Below are 19482 nucleotides of genomic sequence, written 5' to 3' on the forward strand. Positions count from 1 at the left end.
TAAATGATCGGCCGCAATTTGGTGGCTTTATAGTTTGATCTTACTTTTTTTTCAACGGATAAACCTTATTTTATGAACAAATACATTTTATTTTTGACGATATTTTTTTGCAGTATTTCAAGTGGTGTGTTCAGTCAGGATATGGCTGATGCTTTAAAGTGCGAATGGAATTCTGGAATAATTGGAACGGGCCCGGTTCGTGGCCTGGAAATGTCTTATCATGCAAATACAAATTATAACATCCGGTCGTCTTCGGATGTGTATGGAAATGGAAAATCTGAAATTGACTACAATCGTGTTTTTACAACAAAGCTGCGTTTTCCGATACTTCTAAATCAAAAATTGAAAATTGCCGGTGGCATAGAGTATAGTGATGAAGAATTTCATTTTGATGATATTCCGGGCAATAATTACTCTTTGTATAAAAGTCTGAATGATAAAAACCTGAAGAGTGTTGGAGGCAGCCTTTATCTTACAGCTCAGCTAAAAAGGAATATGTTTTTCATGTTTCGCTTCAATGCCAGGTTAAAAGGTGATTACTGGAAAGAGCATATAGGTGATGTGAGTAAGTATACTTTTCTGAAAATGGAGATGTCGCCTATAATTGGGTGGAAAGTTAGTCCTAAAAAATCATGGGGAGTTGGTTTGGCTTATTCCTATACGTTTGGCGATCCATTGCTGTTTCCTGTTTTTGTTTACAATCATTCTTTTGCTGATAAATGGGGTGTTGAAGCTTTACTTCCCGCCAGAATAAAATTGCGCTATCAACCATCAAAACTTTGTTTTATCAATGCAAAAGCAAGATTGCAGGGGGGCAGTTACAGCATTCATTTTAACGATCCCGAATTGAATGATTTTAAGACACTGGAATTAAGAAGAGCTGATTTGAACTTTTCTTTGGAAATAGAAAAAGGAATTACAGATTGGTTGTGGACTTCTTTTGAATGTGGTTACCGAACCAATATTAATTTTGATGTTACCAACAGTAACCATGCATTTAGTTTATCCGGCAGCAAGTTGACAAATGAGAACAATATCATTGATTCCACCGTTGGAGGAGGAGCATTTTATAATCTCTCGGTATTTATTGTGCCCTCAAAAGCAATTCTGAAAAAGATTGGTTTAAAATAGAACCGAAAAGGACGACATTCTTTCTGCCTGGTCTAAAATTAGAAAGAATATCGCCCTTATTGTTTAGTTTAGTTTAGTTTAGTTCGTTTGAAAATATCGATGGCGCAATATCCCTTAAATTGTATCTGGATGCCATTGCTTCACCATAAGCACCAGCGGTGCGAATTGCAATTAAATCGTTTCTTTTTGTAGCCGGCAAGCTGACTAATTTGCCAAAGCAATCGGATGATTCACAAATAGGTCCAACCACATCATAATTTTCAGTTTCACCATTCGAAGTCAGGTTTTCAATTTTGTGATAAGCCTGATAAAGTGCAGGACGCAGCAATTCAGTCATGCCGGCATCTAAAATTGCAAATTTGGTTTTCACACCATTTTTCACGTATAAAACTTTGGAGATTAAGCTGCCGCATTGCGCCACCATTGATCTTCCCAATTCGAAATGAAGTTTTTGATTTGGTTCCAGATTCAAAAACTCATTAAAAATGCCAAAAAAGGTGACAAAATCAGGGATCGGATTCTGGTCTGGATGCTTGTAGTCTACCCCATAACCACCACCAACATTGATATGATCAACAAAAATTTGGCGGTCGGAAAACCACTGCTTAATTTCATTGATACGAAGGCATAAGCCTTTGAACACACTCAAATCGGTAATTTGAGAGCCAATGTGAAAGTGCAGACCAATTAACTCTATGTTTTTATAGGATGCAAGACCTTCCAGAACGCTGTCAAATTCCCATCGGCTGATCCCAAATTTATTTTCTTCAACTCCTGTTGTGATGTAATGATGCGTATTTGCATTAACATTTGGGTTGATACGAATTGCAATTTTTGCAATTTTATTGGTTCTTTCTGCCAGTTCATTAATCAATTCCATTTCGGGTATCGATTCGCAGTTGAAACAGAAAATATCGGAATCTAATGCGGTTTGAATTTCCTGATCGGATTTTCCAACACCGGCATATACAATTTTATTCGATGGATATCCTGATTCCAGAGATCTCTTTATTTCATTTCCACTTACGCAATCGGCACCAAATCCATACGACTGAATTTTGGTCATAATTTTCGGATTGGCATTCGCTTTTACTGCATAATGAACATGATATCCATATTTGGATGATTCTCTTTTAACAATCTCCAAAGTGTTTTGAAGAATCTCCATATCGTAATAGTAGAACGGAGTAGGTATGTTTGAGAATTCGTTGATTCTTGAGCTGTTAAACATGATAAAAAAAATTGTGGAAACAACAACTAAAATAAATGATTACTTAATGCCTGAAGGGCTGCTACTTTATTCTTCTGATCTACCAAAACGGAAATATTGTGTTTGCTGCCTCCGTAGGAAATCATTCGCAAAGGAATAGATTCAAGTGCTTCCAGTACCTTTTTAGCACTGCCTGCTGATTCGGATATAAAATCACCAACAATACAAATTATCGATTGATTCTGATCTATCTCTACAATGCCAAATTTCAATAATTCCGCTTCTATTTCAGAGAGATTCGTATCATCATCTATTGTGAGCGAAATGGCTACCTCCGAGGTGGTTATCATATCAATCGGAGTCTTGTATATCTCGAATATTTCGAATACTTTTCGCAAAAAACCATAGGCTAAAAGCATTCTTCCCGATTTAATTTTTACTGCCGTAATTCCATCTTTTGCAGCAATTGCCTTAATTCCTTTTCCAACCAAATCGTCGGTAATTAAAGTTCCTTCGTCCGATGGACTTAGTGTGTTCTTTAAACGAACAGGAATGCTCCATTGCTTGCATGGCATGATGCTGGAAGGGTGCATAATTTTAGCCCCAAAATAAGCAAGCTCGGCAGCTTCGTCAAAAGACAATTGTTTAAGAGCCTTGGTATTCTCAACAAAGCGGGGATCGTTGTTGTGAAAACCATCTATATCGGTCCATATTTGAACCTCTTCCGATTGCAGGGCTGCACCAATTAAAGATGCTGAGTAATCACTTCCACCACGCTTTAAATTATCAATCTCACCATATGTATTTCTACAGATGAAACCTTGAGTAATAAAAAGTTTCTGGTTAGGATATTGAGCGAGTTCACGTTCCAGATTTTCTTTGATATAGTATGAATCAGGTTCTCCGTCCTTATCAATCCGCATGAAATTCAGAGCTGGCAGAAATACCGAATCTACACCAATTTCAGTCAAATAGTAATGAAAAAATGCAGTCGAAATTAATTCCCCCTGTGCAAGAATTGCTTTCTCCTGAAGTGCCGTAAAGCTGCGGTAAACAAAATTGCGGATGTAATTAAAATGAGATGTGATCAACTCATTCCCTTTGTTTTTGCCATTTGTGGTAGTAAATAGTTCCTCAATCCGCACTCTGTATTTTGCTTCCAACTCAGTGATTTTCTCATCCGCTTGTTCCATCTCCTTTTTGTACAAAAGATCGGCTATCTCAACAAGAGAATTCGTTGTTCCGGCCATGGCTGACAGAACTATAATTCTGGATTCATCACTTTGAACCAGTTGCGCAAGATTTTTAATTCTTTCGGGCGATCCAACTGAGGTACCGCCAAATTTTAAAACTTTCATTGATTAATAATTTTAGTTTTGCCATTTCTTTCTGAAATGGAAGGTGTTATAAGCTATAAATATACATTATGAGCTTGTGGTTTTTTATTTTTCTCAAAAAAAGCCTGCAGAATTTCTGCAGGCTTATATCTCTTATCCGATAGCTTTACATCAATTCACATCATACAACGTCAAGAACGTTTATTGCGTTTATAATGTTTCTTGTATTTTAATGCAATTGCCATCATTTATTTCTTTTTTTATTTGACGGGGTAAAGTTGTGTAAAATTATTTATTAATCCAACCGAAATTGTTCAGATTGTTAAAATATTAACTAATAAAGAAATAATTATACTAGAACAAGATCCCATTCCAACCCCAGAAACCTCTGGGAACATCCATAAATTCAATATAAACCCGGTCTTTTGCTATCTCTAACTTTTCGGATGCTAAACAGGCAAATTTATTCGATAGATCTTTTGTTTTAGTATCAGGCAAACCGATACTTTTTAATTGCAGAAACAGTGAAGGCTCTTCGCTGCCGCCAAGAGTCATTTCAACTTTTGGAGCAAATGCAGTCATTACGTATTTTTCAGGTTTACCTAATTCCATAGATATTAAAGTTGAGCATTCTTTTAGAAAGATTTGTTGTTCTTTGCTTGAAAAGCTCTTGTTTGTCTGAACTTTTAAATAAGGCATAGCTAAAGTTTTAAGATTAAAATTACTCGCGAATGTTAACAGATGAGTCTTATTTTTATCAAGAAAAAATATTTGGTTAAGACATTCAAGTTATTACTAAATAAGAGAATAACAAAATTAGTGAAATACTTCTCTATTTTGCCTGCAGCTCTTTTTTAGCACTTTCCACTACTTTTTTAGCGTTTCCTACAAAGATTTTACTTCCAATAATTATGACTGGTCTTTTTAAAAATGTGTACTCGTTTAAGATGTAATTTTTGTATTCTTCTTCGCTTGGATTTTTATCTTTTAAATTGAGTTCCTTGTATTTTATTGCCCTGCGACTGAACAAGCTCTCGTAGCTTCCGGATAATCCGGCCATCAGATTTAGCTGCGCTTCCGTTATCTTTTCTGTTTTTATATCCTGTAGTATAAAACCGGCATCCGGATTTAGTTCTTTAATTATTCTCTTACAAGTTGAACAACTTGATAGATGATATATTTTTCTCATAGTCCTTGTTTATATTGTTACTGATTGGTGTTATTGGTAATAATCTGAATTATTTCTTCGGCCTGCTTTAGGTTTTTACTTTGCATTTGTAAGGCAAAGTATTTTGTGGAATAAGTCGTTTTTACTCCCTGCCATACTTCTTTAATTTCTTTTTTCTCAATTAAATCTTTACACATACTAAAAGGCAATAAGCACAATCCATTGTTGTGTTGAATGGCATCGAGGATAGCATTCAAATTAGGGATCACGTATCTTGGTCTGAAATAAGGATGCTTCTTAAAATTATCAGCCCAAAATGATTTTATGGTTTCCATTTTGTGAGAATAAGAATACCAATCTTGCTCAGAGAGCCACTTCTCGGCTTCATCCATTTTTCTTTCATATATGAATTGATTAAAAGGAATTGTATTTAAATTTTTACTGCTGATAAGAAGTAATTCTTCTTTGCAGAATGGAGCGTATCTTATATCCTTATAATTACTTTGATCTGTGGTGATGAGTAAGTCAAGTTGTTTCCGAAACAATTTATCCTGTAATTCTTCTGTTTCACCAAAAAGAAATTCTACATCCATTTCAAGTTGGTTTAAAATTGGGGCAAAGGCATAGTGGAATACTTCCAGGTACATTCCAACCTTTATTTTTGGCCTGTTTAATAGTGTTTTTCGCTTAAAATTCTCTTCGGTTTTTTCAAGTTGAATAATTGCCTCTTCAATCTGATTGTACAATTGAATTCCATTGGGGGTAGGAAGCATTCTTCGTGGTTTTCGCTCAAACAGCTTAACTCCCATATAAGCTTCCAGCGAAGATAGTTGCTGACTAACACCAGGTTGGGTAATCAGCAAACTTTCTGCAGCACCGGTTAAGGTGCCACGTTCATAAATAGCTTTAAAAGTTCGGTACCATTCCAGATTCAACATGTGGTATAAATTTTTTTATATAAATATATAAAAAGAATAACTTTTTTTATAGAAAAGCAGGCTTTAACTTTGTTTAAATAATAATTGAGAATCATGAGTAGAGTTTTATTTGCAGTAACCAGCCATTTTAAAGATGCTTCCGGTTGGGAATCTGGTTGCTATGTGTTGGAAGTTGCAGTTCCGTATTTTTATTTGGTGAAAAACGGAGTGGAAATTGATTTTGTTTCTCCTAAAGGTGGAGCTGTTCCTGTAAAGCAATGCGATTTGGATGCAGCGAAAGTGAAATCTTTTTTTGCAGATAAAACGGCAAGTGAAAAATTTTACTCTTCAAAAGTTCCTGAGGAAATTGATTCGAATGACTATGATGCGATTTATTTTCCGGGAGGACACGGAGTTGTTTTTGATCTGCCAACCTGCGGGAAAATTGCAAGGATAGCAGGAGAAATTTACGATAAAGGCGGGGTGGTTTGTGCAGTTTGTCATGGGGGTGCAGGATTGCTTAATGTAAAGTTGGCTGATGGTTCGCTCTTGATTGAGGGTAAAAATCTGACTGCTTTCAGCAATAAGGAAGAGGAGGCTATTGGAATGGATAATAAAGTGCCTTTTTTGTTAGAGACAGCCTTGATTGAAAAAGGTGCAAATTATTCTTGTGCAGCAAACTGGCAAGAGTACGTTGTGGTTGACGGAAGACTAATTACAGGGCAAAATCCTGCTTCTGATTTAGAAATGGCAAAAGAACTGATGAAATTATTAAAGGAAAAATAGATTAACTAACACAACTAAAATAAGATGGAAAATTTTGATTTTTACAATCCGGTAAACATTCTTTTTGGAAAAGGAAAAATTGCAGAAATAAACAAGCACATTTCTAAAGATGCTAAGATTTTAATGACTTATGGTGGTGGCAGTATTAAGAAAAATGGTGTTTACGATCAGGTGATGGATGCCTTAAAAGGTTATGAGATAATTGAATTTGGAGGGATTGAACCGAATCCTCATTTCGAGACTTTAATGAAGGCTGTTGAAATAGTTAAAACTGAAAAGATTGATTTTCTTCTTGCCGTGGGGGGCGGATCTGTTTTAGACGGAACAAAATTTATTGCCGCGGCAACCTACTTTGAAGGTGATGCCTGGGATATCCTGGCTAAGCGGGCGCCAATTACCAAGGCAGTTGAATTGGGTGCTGTTTTAACTTTGGCAGCCACAGGTTCCGAAATGAACAATGGTGGTGTTGTTACAAGGGCAGCAACAAAGGAGAAAATGGCATTTGGAAATCCATTGCTGTTTCCAAAATTTTCAGTTTTGGATCCCGAAACAACTTATTCGCTGCCTAAACGACAAATTATTAATGGTATTGTGGATGCTTATGTTCATGTAATGGAACAATATCTCACTTATCCGGTTAATTCTCCGGTTCAGGACCGCTTTGCAGAGGGAATACTTCTTACTTTATTGGAAGAAGGACCAAAAGCATTGGCTTCGGATACTCCTGATTACGAGAACAGGGCAAACCTAATGTGGGCAGCTACAATGGCTTTAAATGGTTTAATCGGAATGGGAGTGAAAAGCGACTGGGCAACTCACATGATCGGGCATGAGCTGACGGCTTTCCATGGTATCGATCATGCAGTGACTTTGGCTATTGTTTTGCCGGGATTACTGACTCAATTGAAAGAGAAGAGAAGTGAAAAATTGCTTCAGTATGCCGAAAGGGTTTGGAACATTACCGAAGGTTCTGATGAGGAGAAAAAGACTCTTGCCATTGATAAAACAGAAGCTTTCTTCAATCAGGTTGGAATTAAAACCCGTTTGAGTGAACACAATGTGGGTCAGGATAGTATTGATGTTATTGCAAAACGTTTTGAAGGAAGAGGTTATGTAGGCATGCTTCCTGATGTTGAAGTTAAAGATGTTGCTGAAATTTTAGAGGCACGTTTGTAAGCTTTTATTTCAATCATAAATAGGCTGTATCTTTACTGATACAGCCTTTTTTTGTGTTAAGAAATTGTGAAATCTATTCATTTGATTTGTGATAACGAAATCCATGACGTATGTTTGCGTCATTAGAAGTAGGAAAAAAAACTTTGTATTGAAAGAATGAAAAAATTAGAACTTTTTGGGTTAGAACAACAAAATATTGCTGCTTTGGCAAAGGTTTTGGCACATCCGGCAAGAATTGCTATTCTGCAATTTTTAGCGGCAACTCCTACCTGCATTTCGGGAGATATATCTGACTTTCTTCCCTTGAGCAGAACAACGGTGTCTCAGCATTTGAAGGAACTTAAATCGGCCGGATTGATTCAAGGGGAAGTGGAAGGACTAAAAATAAAGTACTGCCTGAATAAAAAAGGCATCGAAACGTTGAGAAAGTTGTTTAATGATCTTTTGACTCAGATTACTCCTGAAGAAGAAAAGAATTGTTCGTAAATAAGTAATATAAATCGGAATGTGAAAAGGGCTGGCAGAATACTGAAATATTCTCATATACAGACCCCCACATCTTATATCTAAATAAGAAATATGAAACGTTCATGATTATGTAATTCATAATTCATGAGAAGTTCCATTTAAGCGTAAAATAAAAAATATAAACAGATGAAAGTATTGATTTTGTGTACTGGAAACTCATGCAGAAGTCAGATGGGTGAGGCAATATTAAGAGAGATTAATCCGGACTTGGAAGTTGTTTCGGCAGGTACTAAAATTGCAGATCGGGTGCATCCTTTGGCGGTGAAAGCTATGGCTGAAATAGGAGTTGATATTAGCTCACTTCGACCAAAAATGGTCGATGAATTCTTGGAAGATGGAGTTGATTTCCTAATCTCAGTGTGCGGTGGAGCAAAAGATGCTTGTCCTGCATTTATTGGACCCGTTGGTACTCGCTTACACATTGGTTTTGACGATCCGGCTTATGCCGAAGGAACAGAAGAGGAAATTTTTAATGTATTCAGACGCGTACGCGATGAAATTCGCAGGGATTTCGCAAAATTTAATGAGGAATACATCCTAAAAAAATAAAACATGGGAGCTTTAAACAAGAAATTATCGTTTTTAGACAGATATCTTACCGTATGGATATTTGCAGCCATGGCAATTGGTGTTGGAATGGGGTATTTTTTTCCTGCCATGTCTGGATTTTGGAACAAATTATCGGTGGGAACAACCAACGTTCCAATTGCTGTCGGATTGGTGATCATGATGTATCCACCACTTGCAAAAGTAAAATATGAAGAGCTAAAGGATGTTTTCAAAAACCGGAAGATATTGATTCTTTCATTGGTTCAGAATTGGATCTTGGGTCCGGCTTTGATGTTTGCTTTGGCCATTGTTTTTCTTCAGGATTATCCGGAATACATGACAGGATTGATACTGATAGGTTTGGCCAGATGTATTGCGATGGTAATTGTTTGGAATGATTTGGCAAAAGGAGATCCTGAATATGCCGCCGGTTTGGTTGCCTTTAACAGCATTTTTCAGGTATTGTTTTTTTCTGTTTATGCCTATGTATTCATTACTGTACTGCCCGAATATTTTAACTTACAAGGTTCTGTCGTAGATGTTTCCATGGGTGATATCGCAGAAAGTGTAATGATCTATTTGGGAATTCCATTTTTTGCCGGAATGATCACCAGATATTTTGGAATTAAAACAAAAGGCAAGGATTGGTACCAGAAAAAATTTATACCTAAAATAAGTCCTCTTACCCTATTTGCTTTGTTGTTCACCATATTTGTGATGTTCTCGTTAAAAGGAGAATACATTGTTCAGCTGCCATTTGATGTGGTTCGAATCGCAATTCCACTGGTCATTTATTTTGTGATCATGTTTGTGATTTCCTTTTTTATGGGAAAGAAATTTAAAGCAGGATATGCCAAAACAGCGAGTTTATCTTTTACCGCAGCAAGTAATAATTTTGAATTGGCCATTGCAGTAGCTATTGCTGTTTTTGGTATCGATTCAGGCGTTGCATTTGCAGCAGTTATTGGACCACTGGTTGAGGTACCGGTATTAATCGCCCTGGTAAATGTTTCTTTAAAGTTGAAAGACAAGTATTTTAATGGAAAAATTGATGTTGTTAAATGTGCTGATAATTAGCAATTGACAGGCTCTCTTAAATCAAATAAAAAGTCACGGTTCGTATTGAATTGTGACTTTTTTTATGCTTAATCATATTGAATTCAATCGGTAATATTCCTTATATTTGAAATGCAAAAAACATTTATATGATTAAACCTGGATTGAAAATTGGCATTTTACTTACTCTGATATTGGTTCTGCCATCCTTGTTTTTCTCTGCCTACGAGATTAGTAATATAAGCCAAAACGAGGCAGTTATTGATTCTGTCTACTCCAGTCAGTTAGAGTCCATTTTATTTTCTGTCAATCAGTATTCCGATGATGTGATCAGCGGTTGGGCCAATCAGCTCGATAAAGGAAAATACGGACTTGAAAAGGAAATGGAATTACTGGCCGCAAAGAATTATTCAATAGATGCTTTTTTTCTGATCGATTCATTAAAACAAAAACTCTTTCCCAAAGATAAAATTTCTGAAGACAGCCTTACGAATTTGGCTGGAAACCTGAAATACGCTTTTGCTCAAAATCTAAGCGAAATTGAAAGATTACAGCAATACATCAAAAGCGGTTATCAGAAAATTGGGGTTATGGAATTTAACAGGAAAGGCAAAAGTCTGTTTGCATTTGCTAGAATTGTTGATTCTTTATCTGTGGAAACAGTATTTCTGCTAGTTGATACCGAGAAGTTTATTCGGGAGAATTTGGGGCCGAAAATTCAGGGGATTGCCCAAGACAAGTTTTATATTTCGGTAATTGATAAAAATCGAAACACCGAAATTTATTCCAATGTTGTTTACGACGAGGACGAAAAGAACATTCAGCAACGAAGACAGATTTGGCTCTTCCCAGATTACGATTTGGGCATTCAGATGAAAGGAAATACCATTGAAGATTTAGTGCGGGAAAGAACAAAAACCAATATAATGATGCTGATCGTGATGGATCTGATTCTTTTGCTGGGTGCCTGGTTTGTTTATCGGAACATTCGGCAGCAAATGAAGCTAACCCAATTAAAATCAGACTTTATATCCAATGTATCGCACGAAATAAGAACGCCGTTAGCACTAATAAACATGTATTCGGAGACCTTGGAAATGGGACGCCTGCCATCTGAAGAAAAAAAGAAGGAATATTATAAGGTGATTAACACCGAGGCAAATCGTTTGTCGAACATGGTGAATAATATCCTCAATTTTAGTAAAATTGAAAGCGGTAAACGGGAATATCATTTTAAGGAAGCGGATATTAATGCCGAAATAGAAACAATTCTCGAAAATTACGGACAGCACCTTCATAAAAAAGGCTTTGAAATTAAATTTGAAGCTTTCGATGAGTTACCAAAGCTAATTATTGACAAAGAAGCCGTTTCCGAAGCAATGATCAACTTGATTGATAATGCTGTAAAATACTGTGGCGGGAGCAAGAGGATTGAGATTAAATGCCATACCGACCTGGAGTTTGCCTATATAAATGTGATCGATTTTGGAATAGGGATTTCGAAAAAAGATCAGCCCTTGATTTTCGATAAATTCTATAGAGTGAGTTCGGGTGATTTGGCCAATAAGGTAAAAGGTTCGGGAATTGGTTTGAGCATTGTAAAGCACATTATGGATGCACACAATGGACGCATCACGGTTCAGAGTTCAAAAGAGGGCGGAACTTGTTTTACGTTAAGTTTTCCTCTGAAGTAGAAAAACAAAAGAGATATAAAATTATAAAAGATGAAACCAATATTAATTGTGGAAGATGAACCCGGCATGTTGATGGGATTGAAAGATAATCTGGAGTTTGAGGGATATCAGGTTGATGTAGCCGATGATGGTGAAATTGGACTGGATAAAATCTTAGGAAATGAATATTCTCTGGTGCTTTTGGATGTAATGCTTCCGAAAATTTCGGGATTTGATATTTGTAAACAAGCCCGTAAAAAGGGAATTTCTACACCAATAATTTTGCTGACCGCGAGAGGTGAGGAAATTGATAAAGTTTTGGGCTTGGAGTTTGGCGCTGATGATTACATCACCAAGCCATTTAGTTTGCGCGAATTACTGGCCCGAATACGTGCAGTACTAAGACGCACCGAAAATAGGATAGAAAGCAAAAATGATCATTTAGTTGAAATCGGAAAATTATCAATTAATTTCTCCTCCTTCGAAGGATTTGTTGATCAGCAGGAAATGAAAATGTCGCACAAAGAAGTTGAGATATTAAACTATTTGTGGGACAATAAAAATACAATCGTAAGTCGTGATGATCTTTTAGACCATATTTGGGGAACAGAATATCAGCCAACATCCCGAACCATTGATAATTTTATTCTGAAGCTGAGACATAAGATTGAAGTGGATCCAAACCATGCAAAAATAATATTAACCGTGCACGGTGTTGGATATCGACTGGTGGTTTAGGAAAGTCGAAAGGTCGAAAAGTCAAAAAGTCTTGAAGGGTCTAATTGTTGATAGGTCAAAAGTTTTAGTAATATCCATTGCCCCGTGCTTTAGCTCGGGGGTCAAGGAAAAAGTATCAAGTATACATTGCCCCGTACTTTAGCTTGGGGTTTGTAAAAATAAAAAGCTGTAAATAAAAGTTTCCTTTAGGGGATTTAGGGGTAGTTTAATAGTTGTTAACGTTCAGAAAATTATAGTTTTTTTTTTAAACCTATCTACTTTAACCTTAAAACACAACTGATGACAATTGATGACATCTTATAACCTGGGGGTGACACAAATGATTTTTCAGCAGCCTAATTTTACCAATAGAAAGTTAAGATAGATTGAATGGTGGGCGTACGACTCCATTCTCTTTTACAAACTAAAACAATTGGTAATTTAAAATTTAGGGTGATGAAAACGATAAGAATAGCATTTTTCGCATTGGCATGTTTACTATTAACAGCAAATTTGGGAATGGCAACAACTCCCGATAAACAAAAAATAGAGAAAGAAAAAAGTATGTTACTCAATAAAATCCAGAAATCAGTAGCACAAACAGATTTTGCAGATTTAATCGACCTTGGAGAATCTGAATCAATAGTTTTGCGTTGCACAATAAATGAAAACAATCAGGTTGTGGTGAGTAAAGTAATTGGTTTTAATGAAGAACTGAAAAAAGCCGTTCGCAAAACAATGGAGGATGCAAGAATTAAGGCGGTTCCCGGTCTGGTTGGTGAAGAATTAGCCCTTCAGGTTAAATTTAAAATGCTGAGATGGTAGACCAAAAGTGTTTGTATAAATTAGAGGAGATAAGAAATGAATAGTATGATCTATAAAAGCCAAATTCTGAAAGGATGTATTCTACTTCTGTTTTTGATTTTTCAAGTGGGTACGATACAATCCGAGAATCTGAAAAGGCTGGTGAATCTGGAAGGGAACTGGAAATTTTCCATTGGGGATGAACCGGCAAGAGCCATCCCCAATTACGATGATTCAGATTGGCAAAATGTATTTGTTCCCAATAGTTGGGAGGAAAATGGTTATAAAGATTACAATGGTTTTGCCTGGTATCGTAAAAGTTTTCAAATAAGAGAGTTCTATAACAGAAAGTACCTTTATTTATACATGGGCTATATCGATGATGTGGATGAAGTGTACCTGAATGGGAAACTGATTGGTGCATCAGGAAATTTTCCGCCGCGAATGAAAACAGCATACGATATCCCCAGAATGTATCCTGTTCCAACAGATTTACTTCGTAAAGATGGTGAAAACATAATTGCAGTGCGGGTTTATGATGGAATTCTGAATGGAGGAATCACACAGGGACCAGTAGGTATTTTTATTGATAAAGATCAGGAGAGAATGGATATAGACCTTACGGGATACTGGGATTTTGAATGCCGAAATTCTGTTGACCAGGGAAATTTAAAGTGTGTAACTTATCGAAAAGGGAAAATATTTGTTCCCGGATTTTGGGAAGCCCGAGGTTATAATGATTTAGATGGCAAAGCCAGGTATAGCAAAGAATTCAATTACCCATCGGATATGAGTACTTCGGGAAAAGCATTGATTTTGGGTGTGATTGATGACCTGGATGAGGTGTATTTAAATGGAGAAAAAATTCGGTGGATTGGATATAAAAGAGGAGGAAGTTGGTCAGGAAATTCGTACCACAGCACTTTTCGGGCTTATCCAATACCCAAAGGCGTATTGAAGAGCAGTGGCATGAATGTGATAGAGGTGATGGTAACCGATTATACGGGACCAGGCGGAATTTATAGCGGACCCATTGGAATCACCAATATAGAATTGGCTGAAGAAATGGTAAAAAGAGAACACAAGAACAACCGATCGAATCTGGAGAAGTTTTTTGATTATTGGTTTGATTAATTGCTGCAATAATTTGGGGGCTGTACAATAGCCTAAACTGCTTTGTAAATGGTGCAAATAAAGAAAATATGAATAGAATGGGTGAGCATATAATTCAATGGATGAAGTTTCTGTTTGTAATGATGGTAGTTTGTGTATTTAACAATGAAATTACAGCACAGGATTATCAGAAAATAGTCGATTTAAACGGTCGTTGGGAATTCTCAATTGGAGACAATCCGAATTGGGCAGATCCTAATTATGATGATTCGAACTGGGAGAGGGTTGATGTTCCTTCGACATGGGAGAATCAGGGATTTTATGGTTACGATGGATTTGCATGGTACAGAACCAATTTTAGTTATGCAGGTTCGGTAAAAGGGCAGAGTCTGTTTCTTAAGTTGGGAAATATTGATGATGTGGACGAAGTCTTTATCAACGGAAAACGAATCGGTCAAACCGGCAGTTTTCCTCCTCATTTTTCTACAGCTTACAATTCGAATCGGGTGTACAATATTCCTTCGGCCTACCTGCGCGAAAAGAATGTGGTAGCCGTTCGTGTTTACGATGATTTGGGAGAAGGAGGCATCATCCGAGGTGATATTTCAGTAGTGATCGACCGAAGTGCAATACCCGTTGATATTGATTTACAGGGCAGGTGGAAGTTTAAAACGGGGCGTTATGCGCATGAAGATCTGCAAAATGCATCCAATTGGGATGATATTATTGTTCCCGGATTTTGGGAGAATCAGGGCTATAAAAATTACGATGGATATGCCTGTTACGTTCTCGATTTTAATGCCAATGATAAGTTTTTGGCAGAGAGAATGGTTCTTGTTTTGGGCAAAATTGATGATCTCGATCAGGTAATTGTAAATGGAGTGTTGGTTGGCCAATCCGGTGAATTCGATCCCTCAACGGTGCAGCGCTATTCAAATACTTATCAGCAGCTTCGGGGATATTATCTGCCCGTAAATCTGATAAAAAAAGGAGCAAACAGAATCGTTGTGCGTGTTTACGACGCCACACAGGGAGGCGGCATCTATACCGGTTCCATTGGCCTGATTTCTCAGGATCATTACATCAACTATTGGAACAGCAGAAGAAGACGATACTAGTTATCGCCTCTAATTAGAATTTACGCTTGAAGAAGTGAAAGATCTCCTGTAAAAATCAAAAGTCGTTTAGGAGTAATTGGTAATGAATAACAACGAACCGAAAACAACAGATAAATGATATGAAGTGTATTGTTCTGAAAAAAATGACATTGTGATAAAGAAACAAATAAAACGAATACTCAGAATAGCATTTATTCTTGCAGGCATATCCTCTTTGTGGTTCGTACCATGGATTTTGGTAAAGGCCTGGATTTTGCCACTGCCTGATACGGTTCAGGAACAAGTAAACGAAGCCATTGATCATGGATTTGATGGAATGATTGTTTATGTAGATCAAGCCGGGAAGCCACCGGAATTTTATGCCGCAGGCTGGCATGACCGAAAAAACAAAATTCCTGCCTGCCCGCAGGCATTATTCAAAATTGCCAGCATTACCAAGCTATACATCGCTGTTGCTGTGGCTAAATTAGTCAAAGAAGGACGTTTGTCCTTGGATAAAACACTCGCTGATTACTTTCCGGAACTTGCGGGAAGAATTGAAAATGCTGATAAAATTACCTTGAGAATGATGGTGCAGCATCGAAGTGGCATTCCCAATTTTATAGACCATCCTGATTATTGGAAAAAACCGCCCAAAAACAGACAGGAAACACTTGAATACGCACTGGACTTACCCGCAGACTTTGAACCAGGTGAAGATTATGGCTATTCAAATACCAACTATATGTTGATTGAGGATCTTATTGATAAAGTGCTTGGTTATAGTCATCAGCAATATGTCAAGGAGGAGATTTTGATACCTCTCAAGCTCAACAATACATTTGGTTCGCTTCATGAAGTAGATATAAACAATGTGATGAGTGGCTATTACGTTGGAGTTGAAGAGGATCTAAAAACAGAATATACAGGTTTAATGCTGGCAACAGCAGAGGATGTGGGTAAATTCTTAAGAGCTTTAAATGATGGTTCAGTGTTTAATGAAGGGGAACAGGAAATCTATTCCTCCATTTACGTGTACGAACATACAGGTCTGCTTGTTGGCTATCAGAGTATTGCCAAATACCACAAAGACATTGATACAGTTGTCATTCAATTTAATAATACAACCAACTTTGATGGATATGACTGGAATTTAGCGGAAATCATATACAATCGTATTGTAAAAATAGTGAGAAGTAAAAAAAGCTCGTAATAATATATCGAAACAATAATCGAAACAGCTGTAAATTCAACGGCAGCAGTCGGCTTTGTTTTTTTCGTAATATGAAAGAAAAGTGCCGTGCAATCAGCAAAGCAGCATTCAATTTACCCTTAGGCAAAATTTTAGCAGATACGAACAGTTAATGGAATATTTAATCAGACATATTGAAGACTACGCCAAGTTAAGTGAGTATGAAAAAGAAAACATGCTGCTTTTCGTAAAAAAGAGACATCTGCCAATTGTTTAGCTTACCAATACAAATTTCATGTGCTGAATTGCAAGAACTGAAAATGATGCTAAAGCAAAAGATTGGAACATTTTGAATTCAGTTGGCTAAAGCCAAACTGCAATGGATAAAAACACTAAGTATTTACTGATGTAAAGAGCAAAGCTGAGCATCTATTGCTTTTGTTTTTGAGCAAGAGATAACAAGAAATTAAAATGATTGAAGAAGTAAAATGATGCTAAGCAAAACATCTATTGCAGTTTGGCTTTAGCCAACTGATAGCATTAAAATTAGTAAATAGGCTTTAGCCACATAAAGTATAGTAGAAATATGCAAACCAAGTTTTGGACTAATCTGCCAATTGCTTAGCTGAACAATACAAATCAAATTTCATGTGCTGAATTGCAAGAACTGAAAATGATGCTAAAGCAAAAGATTGGCATATTTTGAATTCAGTTGGCTAAAGCCAAACTGCAATGGATAAAAAAATACAATGCATTTACTGATGAAAGGAGAAAAGCTGAGCATCTATTGCAGTTGCTTTTAAGCAACTGATGTCATGTAATTAATAAATAGGCTTTAGCCGCATAATCAATACAAATACACTTTGTTAAGTATAAAGAAAATAAAATTTTAAGAATGCAAATTATTTCGATAAGAGAAAATCCTGAATACAAAGACATGGCAATAGAATATTTTCAGAGAAGCTGGAAAACAGTGTTGCCAATAATATATCAAGACTGCATAAGTCATAGTATTAGTTCACAAAACCCTTTGCCACAATGGTATTTGATGGTAAAGGATGATGAAATAATTGGTTGTGCCGGACTTATTACGAATGATTTTATAAGTAGAATGGACTTATATCCATGGATTTGTGCATTATTCATTGAAAAAAATCACAGAGGAAACGCTTATGGTTCTCAGTTGATGGAAAAAGCTAAAGTTGATGCAAAAAAAGCTGGATTTAATTATATCTATTTGTGCACAGACCACATAGAGTACTATGAAAAATATGGCTTTAAATATGTTGGACAAGGGTATCACCCATGGGATGAAGAATCCAGAATATATGAGTTAAAGCTTTAATTAAACTAAAAAACAGCATACAATATTTTGTATTAGTATTGGCAGGAAAAGAAGTAGCAAAATAGCGATTGCTGTTGTTTTCAAACAACAGATAACAAGGAATTAAAATGATTGAAGAAATAAAATGCTACTTAGCAAAGCATCTGTTGCAGTTTGGCTTTAGCCAACTAATAACATGAAATTAGTAAATAGGCTTTAGCCGCATAAAATACAATAGGAGTAATAGGTAAACTAAGCTTTGGATTACTCTGCCAATTGCTTAGCTTACCAATACAAATTTCATGTGCTGAATTGTAAGAACTGAAAATGATGCTAAAGCAAAAGATGAGAAACTTTTAAATTCAGTTGGCTAAAGCCAAACTGCAATGGATAAAAAAACACAATGCATTTCCTGATGAAAGGAGCAAAGCTGAGTATCTAATGCTGTTGTTTTCAAACAACAGATAACAAGGAATTAAAATGATTGAAGAAATAAAATGCTACTTAGCAAAGCATCTGTTGCAGTTTGGCTTTAGCCAACTGATAGCGTTAAAATTAGTAAATAGGCTTTAGCCGCATAAAATACAATAGGAGTAATAGGTAAACTAAGCTTTGGATTACTCTGCCAATTGTTTAGCTTACCAATACAAATTCCATGTGCTGAATGGTAAGAACTGAAAATGATGCTAAAGCAAAAGATGAGAAACTTTTAAATTCAGTTGGCTAAAGCCAAACTGCAATGGATAAAAAAACACAATGCATTTCCTGATGAAAGGAGCAAGGCTGAGTATCTATTGCTGTTGTTTTCAAACAGCAGATAACCAGGAATTAAAATGATTGAAGAAATAAAATGCTACTTAGCAAAGCATCTGTTGCAGTTTGGCTTTAGCCAACTAATAACATGAAATTAGTAAATAGGCTTTAGCCGCATAAAATACAATAGGAGTAATAGGCAAACTAAGCTTTGGATTACTCTGCCAATTGCTTAGCTTACCAATACAAATTTCATGTGCTGAATGGTAAGAAATGAAAATGATGCTAAAGCAAAAGATGAGAAACTTTTAAATTCAGTTGGCTAAAACCGAACTGCAATGGATAAAAAAACACAATGCATTTCCTGATGAAAGGAGCAAAGCTGAGTAGCTATTGCTGTTGTTTTCAAACAACAGATAACCAGGAATTAAAATGATTGAAGAAATAAAATGCTACTTAGCAAAACATTTATTGCAGTTTGGCTTTAGCCAACTGATAACATGAAATTAGTAAATAGGCTTTAGCCACATAAAAGGAGTAATAGGCAAACTAAGGTTTGGACCAATATGCCAATTGTTTAGCATTTCTAATGCAAATTCCATGTGCTGAATGGTAAGAACTGAAAATGATGCTAAAGCAAAAGATGAGAAACTTTTAAATTCAGTTGGCTAAAGCCAAACTGCAATGGATAAAAAAACACAATGCATTTCCTGATGAAAGGAGCAAGGCTGAGTATCTATTGCTGTTGTTTTCAAACAACAGATAACAAGGAATTAAAATGATTGAAGAAATAAAATGCTACTTAGCAAAGCATCTGTTGCAGTTTGGCTTTAGCCAACTAATAACATGAAATTAGTAAATAGGCTTTAGCCGCATAAAATACAATAGGAGTAATAGGTAAACTAAGCTTTGGATTACTCTGCCAATTGTTTAGCTTACCAATACAAATTC

The 19482-nt window shown here is 36.2% G+C and carries 18 protein-coding genes; 13 read left to right on the forward strand and 5 right to left on the reverse strand.

Going from position 1 to position 19482, the window contains the following annotated elements; genetic code table 11:
• Positions 1-72 precede the first annotated feature (72 nt).
• The gene (locus tag ACKU4N_RS08875; RefSeq protein WP_321322549.1) at positions 73-1131 is read left to right on the forward strand and encodes a DUF6268 family outer membrane beta-barrel protein; all 1059 of its coding nucleotides are present in this window, start codon (positions 73-75) and stop codon (positions 1129-1131) included.
• 73 nt (positions 1132-1204) lie between these two features.
• On the opposite strand, the gene lysA is transcribed toward ACKU4N_RS08875, so the two are convergent.
• The 5 genes from lysA to ACKU4N_RS08900 form a co-directional block, all read right to left on the reverse strand.
• A complete protein-coding gene (gene lysA / locus ACKU4N_RS08880; protein WP_321322550.1) occupies positions 1205-2362 on the reverse strand; it encodes a diaminopimelate decarboxylase in 1158 nt (385 codons plus the stop codon).
• A 26-nt stretch (positions 2363-2388) separates the two neighbouring features.
• A complete protein-coding gene (locus ACKU4N_RS08885) occupies positions 2389-3699 on the reverse strand; it encodes an aspartate kinase (protein WP_321322551.1) in 1311 nt (436 codons plus the stop codon).
• Positions 3700-4032: 333 nt separating this feature from the next.
• Positions 4033-4377, reverse strand: coding sequence for a phenylpyruvate tautomerase MIF-related protein (locus ACKU4N_RS08890; RefSeq protein ID WP_321322552.1), 345 nt, complete (start codon positions 4375-4377; stop codon positions 4033-4035).
• 133 nt (positions 4378-4510) lie between these two features.
• Positions 4511-4867: an arsenate reductase family protein gene (locus tag ACKU4N_RS08895; RefSeq protein ID WP_321322553.1), complete on the reverse strand. Its 357-nt coding sequence runs from the start codon at positions 4865-4867 to the stop codon at positions 4511-4513.
• 17 nt (positions 4868-4884) lie between these two features.
• Complete coding sequence (locus ACKU4N_RS08900) at positions 4885-5784, reverse strand: LysR family transcriptional regulator (protein WP_321322554.1); 900 nt, start codon at positions 5782-5784, stop codon at positions 4885-4887.
• Between the two features lie 93 nt (positions 5785-5877).
• Here ACKU4N_RS08900 and ACKU4N_RS08905 point away from each other — a divergent pair, with 93 nt between their 5' ends.
• The 12 genes from ACKU4N_RS08905 (at position 5878) to ACKU4N_RS08960 (ending at position 17799) form a co-directional block, all read left to right on the forward strand.
• On the forward strand, positions 5878-6549 hold the full coding sequence (locus ACKU4N_RS08905; RefSeq protein WP_321322555.1) for a type 1 glutamine amidotransferase domain-containing protein: 672 nt from the start codon (positions 5878-5880) through the stop codon (positions 6547-6549).
• A 24-nt stretch (positions 6550-6573) separates the two neighbouring features.
• Entirely contained in the window at positions 6574-7725 is a 1152-nt protein-coding gene (locus ACKU4N_RS08910; RefSeq protein WP_321322556.1) for an iron-containing alcohol dehydrogenase, read from the forward strand.
• A gap of 156 nt (positions 7726-7881) precedes the next feature.
• A complete protein-coding gene (locus ACKU4N_RS08915; RefSeq protein ID WP_321322557.1) occupies positions 7882-8211 on the forward strand; it encodes an ArsR/SmtB family transcription factor in 330 nt (109 codons plus the stop codon).
• A gap of 168 nt (positions 8212-8379) precedes the next feature.
• A complete protein-coding gene (locus tag ACKU4N_RS08920; RefSeq protein WP_321322558.1) occupies positions 8380-8802 on the forward strand; it encodes an arsenate reductase ArsC in 423 nt (140 codons plus the stop codon).
• Between the two features lie 3 nt (positions 8803-8805).
• Complete coding sequence (gene arsB / locus ACKU4N_RS08925; protein WP_321322559.1) at positions 8806-9879, forward strand: ACR3 family arsenite efflux transporter; 1074 nt, start codon at positions 8806-8808, stop codon at positions 9877-9879.
• Between the two features lie 128 nt (positions 9880-10007).
• Positions 10008-11552 (forward strand): sensor histidine kinase, encoded by a 1545-nt coding sequence (locus ACKU4N_RS08930; RefSeq protein WP_321322560.1) that lies wholly within the window; start codon positions 10008-10010, stop codon positions 11550-11552.
• A gap of 30 nt (positions 11553-11582) precedes the next feature.
• A complete protein-coding gene (locus ACKU4N_RS08935; RefSeq protein ID WP_321322561.1) occupies positions 11583-12269 on the forward strand; it encodes a response regulator transcription factor in 687 nt (228 codons plus the stop codon).
• A 435-nt stretch (positions 12270-12704) separates the two neighbouring features.
• The gene (locus ACKU4N_RS08940) at positions 12705-13073 is read left to right on the forward strand and encodes a hypothetical protein (protein ID WP_321322562.1); all 369 of its coding nucleotides are present in this window, start codon (positions 12705-12707) and stop codon (positions 13071-13073) included.
• Between the two features lie 45 nt (positions 13074-13118).
• Positions 13119-14186, forward strand: coding sequence for a beta galactosidase jelly roll domain-containing protein (locus ACKU4N_RS08945; RefSeq protein ID WP_321322563.1), 1068 nt, complete (start codon positions 13119-13121; stop codon positions 14184-14186).
• A 68-nt stretch (positions 14187-14254) separates the two neighbouring features.
• The gene (locus tag ACKU4N_RS08950) at positions 14255-15283 is read left to right on the forward strand and encodes a beta galactosidase jelly roll domain-containing protein (protein WP_321322564.1); all 1029 of its coding nucleotides are present in this window, start codon (positions 14255-14257) and stop codon (positions 15281-15283) included.
• 151 nt (positions 15284-15434) lie between these two features.
• Entirely contained in the window at positions 15435-16475 is a 1041-nt protein-coding gene (locus ACKU4N_RS08955; protein ID WP_321322565.1) for a serine hydrolase domain-containing protein, read from the forward strand.
• Between the two features lie 874 nt (positions 16476-17349).
• Positions 17350-17799: a GNAT family N-acetyltransferase gene (locus ACKU4N_RS08960; RefSeq protein WP_321322566.1), complete on the forward strand. Its 450-nt coding sequence runs from the start codon at positions 17350-17352 to the stop codon at positions 17797-17799.
• The last annotated feature ends 1683 nt before the right edge of the window (positions 17800-19482 follow it).

Origin of the sequence: Labilibaculum sp. (assembly GCF_963664555.1) — a bacterium.
In the GTDB taxonomy this organism is placed as follows: domain Bacteria; phylum Bacteroidota; class Bacteroidia; order Bacteroidales; family Marinifilaceae; genus Labilibaculum.

Excerpts from the sequence above, each read along its gene's own strand:
- ACKU4N_RS08875 (WP_321322549.1), top strand. The coding sequence starts at position 73 with ATGAACAAATACATTTTATTTTTGACGATATTTTTTTGCAGTATTTCA.
- lysA (WP_321322550.1), bottom strand. The coding sequence starts at position 2,362 with ATGTTTAACAGCTCAAGAATCAACGAATTCTCAAACATACCTACTCCG.
- ACKU4N_RS08885 (WP_321322551.1), bottom strand. The coding sequence starts at position 3,699 with ATGAAAGTTTTAAAATTTGGCGGTACCTCAGTTGGATCGCCCGAAAGA.
- ACKU4N_RS08890 (WP_321322552.1), bottom strand. The coding sequence starts at position 4,377 with ATGCCTTATTTAAAAGTTCAGACAAACAAGAGCTTTTCAAGCAAAGAA.
- ACKU4N_RS08895 (WP_321322553.1), bottom strand. The coding sequence starts at position 4,867 with ATGAGAAAAATATATCATCTATCAAGTTGTTCAACTTGTAAGAGAATA.
- ACKU4N_RS08900 (WP_321322554.1), bottom strand. The coding sequence starts at position 5,784 with ATGTTGAATCTGGAATGGTACCGAACTTTTAAAGCTATTTATGAACGT.
- ACKU4N_RS08905 (WP_321322555.1), top strand. The coding sequence starts at position 5,878 with ATGAGTAGAGTTTTATTTGCAGTAACCAGCCATTTTAAAGATGCTTCC.
- ACKU4N_RS08910 (WP_321322556.1), top strand. The coding sequence starts at position 6,574 with ATGGAAAATTTTGATTTTTACAATCCGGTAAACATTCTTTTTGGAAAA.
- ACKU4N_RS08915 (WP_321322557.1), top strand. The coding sequence starts at position 7,882 with ATGAAAAAATTAGAACTTTTTGGGTTAGAACAACAAAATATTGCTGCT.
- ACKU4N_RS08920 (WP_321322558.1), top strand. The coding sequence starts at position 8,380 with ATGAAAGTATTGATTTTGTGTACTGGAAACTCATGCAGAAGTCAGATG.
- arsB (WP_321322559.1), top strand. The coding sequence starts at position 8,806 with ATGGGAGCTTTAAACAAGAAATTATCGTTTTTAGACAGATATCTTACC.
- ACKU4N_RS08930 (WP_321322560.1), top strand. The coding sequence starts at position 10,008 with ATGATTAAACCTGGATTGAAAATTGGCATTTTACTTACTCTGATATTG.
- ACKU4N_RS08935 (WP_321322561.1), top strand. The coding sequence starts at position 11,583 with ATGAAACCAATATTAATTGTGGAAGATGAACCCGGCATGTTGATGGGA.
- ACKU4N_RS08940 (WP_321322562.1), top strand. The coding sequence starts at position 12,705 with ATGAAAACGATAAGAATAGCATTTTTCGCATTGGCATGTTTACTATTA.
- ACKU4N_RS08945 (WP_321322563.1), top strand. The coding sequence starts at position 13,119 with ATGATCTATAAAAGCCAAATTCTGAAAGGATGTATTCTACTTCTGTTT.
- ACKU4N_RS08950 (WP_321322564.1), top strand. The coding sequence starts at position 14,255 with ATGAATAGAATGGGTGAGCATATAATTCAATGGATGAAGTTTCTGTTT.
- ACKU4N_RS08960 (WP_321322566.1), top strand. The coding sequence starts at position 17,350 with ATGCAAATTATTTCGATAAGAGAAAATCCTGAATACAAAGACATGGCA.